Consider the following 10,823-nt stretch of genomic DNA (forward strand, 5'->3'; position numbering starts at 1 on the left):
GGTAGATCGTGAGTGCGCCGGGCTGCGGGTCGCTGCCCGGGGAGACGGTGTCGACCCGCTGCACGCCCGCCGCCGCCAGCGCGGCCTGCAAGGCGGCCAGCGCGCCCGGGTCGGCGTGCGGGGCGACGGCCAGCGCGACCCGCCGCGGGCGGGCCACCGGCGTGCCCTGCGCTTGCTCGCGCTGCGGGCTCGGGTAGATCGCGGGCCCGGAGTTCGCCCCGGTCGCCGATGCGGTGTCACCGTCCGAGGACTGCCCGCTCGTCCCCAGCGCCAGCACCTGCGCGGCCGCTCGGGAGCCACCGCCCTCGGCCAGGGCGGAGGGAGCGCCGACCAGTCCGCCGCAGACGACGGCCGCCACGGTGAGGGCGGCGCTCGCCCTGAGCGCGGCGCTGCGGGTCCGTACCTGGGCCCGCATCTGTTCCGGGAGTGCGGTCAGCAGCGGTGCGGTGCCCTTGAGCTGGGCGATCAGCCGGTCGGCGGTCTCCGGTGCCAGTCGTCGGGCCGTCCGCGCGGCGGTGCGCCGCGCCGTCACCACCGTGGTGGTCCTCAGCAACTGCCGCAGCGCCTGATGCTCCGCCACCGTCCGCCGCAGGCTGCTGCCCAGAGCGGCGACGATGCCGTCGGAGCCTGCTGCCGGTTCGGGCCGGTGGTCCACGGGGACTCCTGATGCCGTGTCGGGTGTGTGCGTCACTGCATGCTGTTCTGTGGTGCTTGCTCTTCTTGCTGTGGCGAGGGGCGGAAACGCCTGAGGGCGCGGGCAGCTGTGCGATCGCCGTCCCACGCCGAAAGAGGCTGGTCAACGGTCTGTCGCACAGCTCCCCGCGCCCCCGGAAGCCGTTTTGTCCGTCCCGGACACCTGGCCCGGCCGAACTCCTCAACCCCACCATCCCCGCCCTTGGCATGTCAATGCGCGAGCGTGTCCACTCGTATACGGGAGAGTGAACTCCGCTTGCCGGATCGCGCCCGAACCGATCGGGTGACCGGATCACCCGGTCGACGGTGTCGCGGGCCCGGCCCGATGGGTAGGTGTCCCGATGGCTAGGTGTCCTGGGCCGGTCGCAGCCGTTGAACCCAGGGAAGCGCACTGCACCGAAGAAGCGCACGGCACCGAAGACGCAGAGGAGAGCCCGTGGCCCCCGACGCCCACCGCCCCTTCCCCGGGGGCGCGAGTGCCCTGGAGACGCTGGCCCACGCCTACGGCGTGGACACCGAGTTCGAGGGCCGCGTCGTCTCGCCGGACACGCTGCACGCGGTGCTCGCCGCGATGGGCGTCGACGCCGGCAGCCCGGACGCGGCCGAGGAGGCCCTCGCAGGGCTCCACGCGCGGCGCGCGCACCGGCTGCTCCCGCGCGCGATCGTGCTGCGCGAGGGCGTCGTCGAGGAGGTGCCGCTGCCGTCCGCCGCCGAGGCGTGGGTGGAGCTGGAGGACGGCCAGACCGTCACCGTCGGCACGCCCTTCCCGCGCGGCCTGCACATGGGAGAGTCGGGCGAGACCCGCCCGCTCCCCACCGACCTGCCGGTCGGCCGCCACACGCTCTGCGCCCGCCTCGGCGACCGGGCCTCCACCGCCGCGCCGCTGCTCGTCGCCCCGCACCGGCTGGTCGGCCCGGCCGGGCGCAGCTGGGGCTTCCTGGTGCAGCTCTACTCGATGCTGGGTGAGCGCTCCTGGGGCATGGGCGACCTCGGCGACCTCGCGGACCTGGCCGGCTGGTCGGGGCATGCGCTGGGGGCCGGCTTCGTCCAGATGAACCCGCTGCACGCGGGCATGCCGCCCGGTCCTGACGGCACCTCGGACCCCTCGCCCTACCGGCCCTCCTCGCGCCGCTTCGCCGATCCGGTCTACCTGCGGATCGAGGCCGTCCCCGAGTACGCCTACCTCAAGCCCGAGGCCCGCGAGCGCGTCCAGGACGCGGCACGGCGCGGTGCGCGGCTGCGCGAGGGCGTGCTGATCGAGGAGGCGCAGATCGACCGGGACGCGGTCTGGGCCGCCAAGCGGGAGGCGTTGGGGGTGATCCACGCTGTCCCGCGCGGAGTCGGGCGCGAGGCCGCCTACCAGGCGTTCCTCCGCCGCGAGGGCGAGGGCCTGCTCCAGTACGCGACGTGGTGCGCGCTCGCCGAGGTCCACGGTCCGGGCTGGCGCGGCTGGCCCGGCGGACTGCGCGACCCCGGGAGCGCGGCGGTGCTGCGGGCCCGCAACGACCTGGCCGATCGCGTCGACTTCCACGCCTGGCTCGCCTGGCTCGTCGACGAGCAGCTCGCCGCCGCGCAGGCGGCGGGCCGGGCCGCGGGCATGCCCGTCGGTCTCGTCCACGACCTCGCCGTCGGCGTCCACCCCGACGGCGCCGACGCCTGGGCGTTGCAGCACTGCCTGGCCGACGGCATCAGCGCGGGCGCGCCGCCGGACGCGTTCAACGCCCACGGCCAGGACTGGGGCCTGCCGCCGTGGCGTCCGGACGCGCTCGCCGACGCCGGCTACGCGCCCTACGCCGAGCTGCTGCGCGCCAACCTCCGCCACGCGGGCGGGCTGCGCGTCGACCACGTGATGGGGCTGTTCCGCCTCTGGTGGGTCCCCGAGGGCCGCCCGCCGACGGAGGGGACCTACGTCCGCTACGACCACGAGGCGATGCTCGGCGTCCTGGCGCTGGAGGCGCACCGCGCGGGCGCGATCGTGATCGGCGAGGACCTCGGCACCGTCGAACCCGGCGTGCGTGAGCAGTTGTCGGCACGCGGCGTCCTGGGCACGTCCGTGCTCTGGTTCGAGCGCGACTGGTCCGAGCAGGGCGGCGGCTCGCCGCTGCCACCGGACCGCTGGCGCGAGGACTGCCTGGCCACGCTCACCACGCACGACCTCCCTCCGACGGCGTCCCGCCTCAGCGGCGACCACGTCGAGCTTCGGCATCGGCTGGGCCTGCTGTCCCGGCCGCTGGCCGAGGAGCAGGCCGAGGACGACGAGGAACGCGAGGAGTGGCTGGGCGAGTTGGCCCGCGAGGGCCTCATGACCGTCCCGCCGTACGGCGAGGGCCCCGCCGCGGACCCCCTGGAACCCCCGGACGGCCGCCACCTGCCGGAGGCCGTCGCCGCCCTCCACCGCTACCTGCTGCGCACGCCCGCCAAGCTCGTCGGCGTCTGGCTCCCCGACGTCCTCGGCGACCCCCGGCCCCAGAACCTCCCGGGCACCTCGACCGAGTACCCCAACTGGCGCCTCCCGATCGCCGACGCCGACGGCAAACCGGTCACCCTGGAGCAACTCACCGCCGCGGAGCGCACGGCGGAGTTCGGCGCGGTCATGCGCCAACCGGCCGACGACCCGGCCGAGTAGCCGCGCCCGAGAGGGCGCGGGGCTGTGCCGGTCTGCGGCTTCGCCGGGTGGGCACGACGGTGCGCATTCAGGGGCGCGGGGCTGTGCCGGTCTGCGGCTTCGCCGCGTGGGCACGACGGTGCGCATTCAGGGGCGCGGGGACTGCGCGAGCAACCACCCTGTGCGAGTGGCCCTGCTCGTGCGGCGACACACCACACAGGGTGGCTTGTCGCACAGTTTCCCGCGCCCCCAACGGCTACCGCTGTGCGGCCTCGCGGTCCGCCGCCTGGGCCTTGAGCGCGCGCTCGACGCCGCTGCGGCACTCGACGACCATGCGGCGCAGCGCCGGGGCCGGCGCGTTCGCGTCGAGCCAGGCGTCCGTCGCCTCCAGGGTCTCCGTGGAGACCTGGATCGTCGGGTACAGGCCGACGATGATCTGCTGGCCCATCTCGTGCGAGCGCTGCTCGAAGATGCCCTTGATCGCGGCGAAGTACTTCGCCGTGTAGGGGGCCAGCAGGTCCGCCTGCTCCGTCTGGACGAAGCCCGCGATGACCGCCTCCTGGACGGTGTTGCTGAGCGTCTCCGCCTCCACCACCGAGGCCCAGGCCGCGGCCTTCGCCTCGGCCGTCGGGCGGGACGCGCGGCACGTGGCCGCGTGCGCCTCGCCGGCCGCGGTGGGGTCGCGCTCGAGCTCCTCCATGACCGAGGCCTCGTCCGCCACGCCGGTCGCGGACAGACGCTGCAGCAGCGCCCACCGCAGCTCGGTGTCGACGGCCAGGCCGTCGATCTCGACCGAGCCGTCGAGCAGGCCGGTCAGCAGCGCGAGGTGCTCCTCCGTGGACGCCGCCGCGGCGAACGCCCGCGCCCAGGCGAGCTGATGGTCGCTGCCCGGCTCGGACGCGCGCAGCAGCCGCTCCGCGGCCTCCGCCCAGGTGGCCCGGCCGGTGGGACGCCACTCGGGCGCGGCGTAGAGCTCGATCGCCAGGCTCGCCTGGCGCTGCAGCGACTGCACCACACCGATGTCGGACTCGCGGCCCACGCCCTGCAGCACCAGCTCCAGGTAGTCGCGGGTGGCCATCTCGCCGTCGCGGGTCATGTCCCAGGCCGCGGCCCAGCACAGCGCGCGCGGCAGCGACTCGGCGAAGTCGGCGATGTGCTTGGTGACGTTCGCCAGCGAGAACTCGTCCAGGCGGATCTTCGCGTAGGACAGGTCGTCGTCGTTGAGCAGAATGACCGCAGGACGGTCGCGCCCGACCAGCTGCGGGACCTGCGTCAGCTCGGCGGCGTCGATGTCCAGCTCGATCCGCTCGACGCGCTTGAGGGCGGCGCCCTCCAGCTCGTACAGGCCGATGGCGATGCGGTGCGGCCGCAGCACGGCCTCGCCGCGCGCGCCGGCGGGCAGCGCCGGGGCCTCCTGGCGGACGGCGAAGGAGGTGATGACGCCGTCCGCGTCGACCTCCAGCTCCGGGCGCAGGACGTTGATGCCGGCCGTCTCCAGCCACGCCTTCGACCAGGCCTTCAGGTCGCGGCCGGAGGTCTGCTCCAGCGCGGTCAGCAGGTCGGACAGGCGGGTGTTGCCCCAGGCGTGGCGCTTGAAGTACGCCTGCACGCCCGCGAAGAACGCGTCCTGGCCGACGTAGGCGACCAGCTGCTTCAGCACCGACGCGCCCTTGGCGTAGGTGATGCCGTCGAAGTTGACCTGGACGTCCTCCAGGTCGTTGATCTCCGCCATGATCGGGTGGGTGGACGGCAGCTGGTCCTGGCGGTAGGCCCAGGTCTTCATCTGGTTGGCGAACGTCGTCCAGATGTTCGGCCAGCGGGTGCCCTCGGCCTCGGCCTGGCAGACGGTCTCGGCGAAGGTCGCGAACGACTCGTTCAGCCAGAGGTCGTTCCACCACTCCATGGTGACCAGGTCGCCGAACCACATGTGGGCCAGCTCGTGCAGGATCGTGGTCGCCCGGCCCTCGTAGGCGGCGTCCGTCACCTTGGAACGGAAGACGTACTGGTCGCGGATGGTGACCGCGCCCGCGTTCTCCATCGCGCCCGCGTTGAACTCCGGCACGAACAGCTGGTCGTACTTGGAGAACGGGTACGCGAAGTCGAACTTGTCCTGGAAGTAGTCGAAGCCCTGCCGCGTCACGTCGAAGATGTGGTCCGCGTCCAGGTACTGCGCCAGCGACGGGCGGCAGTAGACGCCCAGCGGCACCCGCTGCTCGCCGTCCGGGCTCACGTACTCGCTGAAGACGCCGTGGTACGGGCCGGCGATCAGCGCCGTGATGTAGGTCGACATGCGCGGGGTGACCGGGAAGCGGTGCAGCTCGGTGCCCTCGACGGGGCCCTTCTCCGGGTCCGGGGAGACCTCGTTGCTGATGACCTTCCAGCCGGTCGGCGCGACCACCGTGAACCGGAAGGTGGACTTGAGGTCCGGCTGCTCGAACGAGGCGAAGACGCGGCGCGCGTCCGGCACCTCGAACTGGGTGTAGAGGTAGGTCTGCTGGTCGACCGGGTCGACGAAGCGGTGCAGACCCTCGCCGGAGTTGCTGTAGGCGCAGTCGGCGACGACGCGCAGCTCGTTCTCGGCGGCCAGGCCCGACAGCGCGATGCGGCTGTCGGCGAACACCTCGGCCGGGTCGAGCGCGGCGCCGTTCAGCGTCACCTCGTGCACGGCGGGCGCGACCAGGTCGATGAAGGTGGAGGCGCCGGGCGTGGTGGCGGTGAACCGGACCACGGTGGTGGAGCGGAACGTGCCTCCCTCCGCGGCCGTGCTCAGGTCGAGCTCGATCTCGTAGGCGTCCACGTGGAGGAGCTCTGCCCGGGTGCGGGCCTCCTCACGGGTCAGGTTGGTGCCAGGCACGCTGGGTGACTCCTTTGTCGACTGTGTCTTCGCTGGCATCTTTGCACGTCCGGGGTGACGCGCTCAGTGCATTACGCGCAGCGCGACCGTGGTTCCGGTCGGGGCGCCGGTAGGGTGACAGCCCGCATGTGTGGACGAAGGGGGCATACACATGGACGGGGTCCGCGCGCCGGGCACGCCGGGAACGACGGTCGACCTGCAGTCGCTCGACGCGTTCACCGTCCGTATCGACTACGGACGCGAGCACGCGACGTTCTGGGTCACTCCGACGGGACAGTCCGAGCCGGTGGTCCGCATGCACAAGGACCACCCGTACGACGTCGCCGTCCGCCCCTACTACGTCCACCCCGTCGCCGACCCGCAGCAGTTGTTGGGCTACGTGAAGATGGGCAAGGCGTGGGACGCCCGGCAGGCCGAGATCGGCGCCGTCGGCGACATGCGCAAGCCCCGGCGGATGCACCAGGGGCCGATCGTGCAGCACGGCCTGGGCGTGCTCACGCCCACCCGGCCCGGTGTCCGCGGCGCGGTCCACAAGGTGGCCTCGTTCGTCGAGGACGTCGTCGTCGGCGGCCTGCTGACGGACAACGCCGTCCTGGACGCGGCCATCGCCGCCCATGTGCACTGCGCCGGCCCCGCCTCGGCGGGCTTCGAGTTGGTCCGCAGGGCGGGCGTCACCGCGACGTACGAGGTCGCCGTCCGCGACCCGCGCGTCTCCCGGCTGCTGATCCTCGCGTACGTCGACTGCTTCAACGACCACTCCGCGTTCGACCTGCGGCACGCGCGCGCCACGCTGTCGACCAACCCGCTGCGGAACATCACCGAGAATCGCCGGATGAAGCTCGAAAAGCAGCGCCGCGAAGGGTCCTAGGCTGGGCGCATGCCGCATGAACTCGTCCCCACGGAAGCGGGGAACGCCCGCCTCACCTGGCACCACCGCGACCGCGCGCCCGACGGCGTGCTGCTCCTCGGCCACGGCGCGGGCGGCGGCATCGAGGCCCCGGACCTCCAGGCCATCGCGGCCGAGGTCGACTCCGTCGCCGTCGTCCTCGTCGAACAGCCCTGGCGCGTCGCCGGCAAGCGCCTCGCCCCCGCGCCCAAGACGCTGGACGCGGGCTGGCTCCCGGTCGTCGCGCACGTGCGGGCGGAGGTGGGCGAGTCGGCCCCCCTCTTCGTCGGCGGCCGCAGCGCGGGCGCCCGCGTCGCCTGCCGCACCGGCGCCCCGACGGGCGCGTCGGGCGTCGTCGCCCTCGCCTTCCCCCTCCACCCTCCGGGCAAGCCGGAACGCTCCCGCGCGGAGGAACTCCTGACGACGGGCCTCCCCACCCTCGTCGTCCAGGCCGCCCGCGACCCTTTCGGCGCCCCCTCCGAATTCCCCCCACTGCCCCGCACGACCCACCGCCTCGTCGGCCTCCCCGCTGGCAACCACTCATTCGCCGTCCGCAAGACGGAAGCTGACGTCGTGCCGGACGTCGTGCGCGCGGTTGCGGATTGGCTGCAAGAGCAGATCCGGTAGGGAACTTGTCCGTGGTCGTCCCTATGATGTGTCCGGGCTGTCAGCCGAACAACGGGGAGGCACTCGATGAGTGGATATGAAGTAGATCTGAGCTACCTGCAGGACACATACAAGAAGCTGCAGGGCATCGCCTACGGCATGGATCACCACACCAGCGCGGTGAACTACAAGACGAACCTGTCCCCCAGCCAGTTCGGCGGCGAGGGGTTCCTCGAGGCTGACAATCTCTACCAGGCGCACGAGACCATGAAGAACCAGCTGTCCGCGATGATGACCACGCTGCAGACGATGATCCAGGAGTTCACGGACAAGACCGGCAGCGCGCACGACCAGTACGCCAACACGGACACCTCCGTCGGCGACCAGTTCCAGAGGAAGGCCGCCCAGTGAGCGGGGTAGGCGACGCGAAGGATCTTCGGGACCAGAACAAGGCCAAGCAGCAGAGCGCGCAGCAGTCCGGCGACGCCGCTTGGAAGAAGGCGCTGGCTGCGAACGCCGGTGGCAAGACTGGCACCGACGGCTTCACGACCAACTTCGAGCAGGACGGGGGCGGCTACCAGGGCCTCAAGAAGATGATCGAGAACGCCGATTCGAACGCGATCCTGGATGTCTCGACCCAGTGGGGCAACATCGCCCAGGCGCTCACCGAAACCTCGAACGAGCTCGGCACGCATGTGACCAACATGCTCGAGCACTGGACCGGCGACACCGCCAACGCCTTCCGCGACAACGCGACGAACCTTCAGGCAAGCCTGACCAACGGCTCGCAGTACGCCGCGAACACCAAGATCGCCATGAAGCAGGCTGGCCTGGCTCTGGCGAGCGCGCAAGATAACTTTCCCCATGCGCCAAGCAGTTGGGACCAGTTCAGCAGCTCCTTCGGGGACAGCGACAGCCAGTTCCACCAGGATGCCGCGACTTTCGGCCTGCAGAAGGCCCTGCAGATGGATGGCGGGGACCTGAGCGCCTGGGAACGGGTGCACCAGCAGGCTGTTGTCGTCATGGAGGGGCTGGGCCAGCAGTACAACGCGTCAGCCGCGCTATTGGTCGGGCCCGGCGACCACAGCGGCGGCCATGTGTGGCCCGACCCTCCGGCGCCAGTGACCACCTCTCCCGTCGGCCCCTACGGGGGCAACCCCACTGGCCCTGGTCATGCTGGCGACGCAAGTCTGAAGCCGATCACCGGCGGTGACGGGGGCGGCCAGGACACCTTCAAGCCGGGCCAGAACGGCGGCAATGGCTATGTGCCCGGTGGTGGCGGCGTCGGTGGCGTTCACGGCGGGGGTGGCGGCGTCACTCCGCCCAAGATCGGTGGGACGCTTGACGGGACGCCCGGTGGCCTGAGGACCGGCACGGGCATTGGCGGCGGCATGCCCGGCAGCGGCGGGGTCGGCGGTGTTCCCGGTGTCGGCATCGGTGGCGGTGGCGCCGGAGGCGGTGCGTTCGGGGGCGGCATGGCTGGCGTCGGCGGCCTCGGAGCCGGTGGCCTCGGCAGCGGCACGGGCATGGGAAGCGAGGGCGCGAACGGCCTGTCGGCTGAAGAGAAGGCAGCCATGGGCGCCGAGGGCGAAGGAGCTGGCGGCGCCGGCCAGGGCGAGGGCATGGGTATGGGCGGCGCTGGAGGCCTTGGCTCCGGAAGCCAGAAGAAGAAGCAGCGCAAGGCTCGCGCCGGTTACCTGGTGGAGGACGAGGAGACCTGGAACGACAGCGGCGCCTCGAACCCGGGCGTGATTGAGTTCTGATTGTCAAGTAGTGTCCTGCTCGTCGAACGAACTTTGGCGAGCGGGGTGACGGGTATGGGCTTCAGTCGAGCACTGCGTGGTCTAGGGGGTGCAGCGCTCGCTGGAGCCCTCGCCTTTGGCGGGGCTCCAGTGGCCCATGCTGATACGGCGCGCGACACACAGTGGGCCCTAACCTCTTATAAGGCCGCCCAGGTGGTCTGGCCGCATTCGACCGGCAAGGGTGTCGTGGTCGCGGTAATTGACTCCGGTGTGCGCGCCACGCACGTCGACCTGCGCGGACAGGTCCTTGAAGGCAAGGACTTCGCCTTCGGTGGTGATGGTCAGACAGATCATTCTCCCGAGGGCCATGGCACTCAGATGGCGAGCCTCATCGCGGGCCACGGACATGGTCCCAACGGTGACGATGGGATCATGGGCCTTGCCCCAGGTGCCAAGATTCTCCCAGTTGGCATCGGTACTGGGGTTCTGGGCCAAGGACCCTACGTTGTTCCTCAGGCGATTCGGTACGCCGTGGATCACGGCGCGCAGGTCGTCAGTATGTCCTTCGGCATCGGGTCGCCAAATCCGGTCGAAGAGTCAGCGGTGGCATACGCCGAGCAGCACAACGTCGTGCTTGTCGCTGCTTCAGGGAACGATGGCACATCGGAGAAGCAGTACCCCGCGTCCTGGCCCGGAGTCATCAAGGTCGGTGCGGTCGACAAGACCGGAAAGCTCACACAAGAGTCACAAACGGGCGGGGTCACGGTTGTCGCACCCGGTGCCGACATCGTGTCCGACACGAACGGCAGCGACACCCAGATGTTCATGGGTCACGGGACCAGTGACTCCACCGCGTACGTTGCTGCCATTGCGGCGCTCTATCGTTCCGCTCATCCGAACCTGACCGCAGGGCAGATCGTCAACTACATCATCAAGACCGCGATCCCGCCCCAGGGCATCACGACGCCGGATCCCGGCTACGGCTATGGCATCGCTTCGCCTGACCTCACGATGGCTGTCTCTCCCGGGCCTGCCTCCGGGCCGCTGCCGCAGGCGACCGATCCCCTGAAGTCGAGTGGCTCCGCTTCTGGTGGTAGCAGCAGGAACGACACCGCTTCCAGTTCCTCGTCCTCCAGCTCGATGGGGATCATCATCGGAGTCCTTGGTGGGCTCGTGGTCCTCGTGATCATCGTTGTGGTCCTCGTCCGCAACCGGCGCGGTGGTGGCGGGGGCGGGAACGGCGGTGCTGGGGGCGGCAACGGGGGCCAGCCTGCGTACGCGGCGCAGCCGCAGGCGTACCAGCCGCCGACGGGCCAGTATGGCGGGCAGAGCCCCTACGGCCAGCCGCCGCAGCAGCCGAACCCGTACGGCGGGGGGAACCAGCAGTACCCGCCGCAGCAGAACCCCTACGGCGGCAGGGGCGGGAGGTGCCGGGGG

The 10,823-nt window shown here is 71.3% G+C and carries 7 protein-coding genes and 1 pseudogene; 6 read left to right on the forward strand and 2 right to left on the reverse strand.

Going from position 1 to position 10,823, the window contains the following annotated elements:
- Positions 1–655: pseudogene (locus TR50_RS46925) on the reverse strand (hypothetical protein); the annotation flags it as partial.
- Positions 656–1,129: 474 nt separating this feature from the next.
- Between TR50_RS46925 and malQ the strand changes: the two are divergent.
- Positions 1,130–3,319: a 4-alpha-glucanotransferase gene (gene malQ, locus TR50_RS23420; protein ID WP_042425206.1), complete on the forward strand. Its 2,190-nt coding sequence runs from the start codon at positions 1,130–1,132 to the stop codon at positions 3,317–3,319.
- 235 nt (positions 3,320–3,554) lie between these two features.
- On the opposite strand, the gene pepN is transcribed toward malQ, so the two are convergent.
- Positions 3,555–6,152, reverse strand: coding sequence for an aminopeptidase N (gene pepN, locus TR50_RS23425; RefSeq protein ID WP_042425209.1), 2,598 nt, complete (start codon positions 6,150–6,152; stop codon positions 3,555–3,557).
- Positions 6,153–6,303: 151 nt separating this feature from the next.
- Here pepN and TR50_RS23430 point away from each other — a divergent pair, with 151 nt between their 5' ends.
- The 5 genes from TR50_RS23430 to TR50_RS43650 form a co-directional block, all read left to right on the forward strand.
- A complete protein-coding gene (locus TR50_RS23430) occupies positions 6,304–7,020 on the forward strand; it encodes a hypothetical protein (protein ID WP_042425212.1) in 717 nt (238 codons plus the stop codon).
- A gap of 9 nt (positions 7,021–7,029) precedes the next feature.
- On the forward strand, positions 7,030–7,665 hold the full coding sequence (locus TR50_RS23435; RefSeq protein WP_042425215.1) for an alpha/beta hydrolase family protein: 636 nt from the start codon (positions 7,030–7,032) through the stop codon (positions 7,663–7,665).
- A gap of 66 nt (positions 7,666–7,731) precedes the next feature.
- Positions 7,732–8,055: a hypothetical protein gene (locus TR50_RS23440; RefSeq protein WP_042425218.1), complete on the forward strand. Its 324-nt coding sequence runs from the start codon at positions 7,732–7,734 to the stop codon at positions 8,053–8,055.
- A complete protein-coding gene (locus TR50_RS46930) occupies positions 8,052–9,407 on the forward strand; it encodes a WXG100 family type VII secretion target (RefSeq protein WP_052441262.1) in 1,356 nt (451 codons plus the stop codon). The genes TR50_RS23440 and TR50_RS46930 overlap by 4 nt, the downstream gene beginning before the upstream one ends.
- Before the next feature lie 192 nt (positions 9,408–9,599).
- The coding region (locus TR50_RS43650) for a S8 family serine peptidase (RefSeq protein WP_236654558.1) at positions 9,600–10,823 on the forward strand (1,224 nt) is incomplete at its 3' end.

The sequence above is a fragment of the Streptacidiphilus anmyonensis genome (assembly GCF_000787855.1).
Classification (GTDB): Bacteria; Actinomycetota; Actinomycetes; order Streptomycetales; family Streptomycetaceae; genus Streptacidiphilus; species Streptacidiphilus anmyonensis.

Excerpts from the sequence above, each read along its gene's own strand:
- TR50_RS23430 (WP_042425212.1), top strand. The coding sequence starts at position 6,304 with ATGGACGGGGTCCGCGCGCCGGGCACGCCGGGAACGACGGTCGACCTG.
- TR50_RS23435 (WP_042425215.1), top strand. The coding sequence starts at position 7,030 with ATGCCGCATGAACTCGTCCCCACGGAAGCGGGGAACGCCCGCCTCACC.
- TR50_RS23440 (WP_042425218.1), top strand. The coding sequence starts at position 7,732 with ATGAGTGGATATGAAGTAGATCTGAGCTACCTGCAGGACACATACAAG.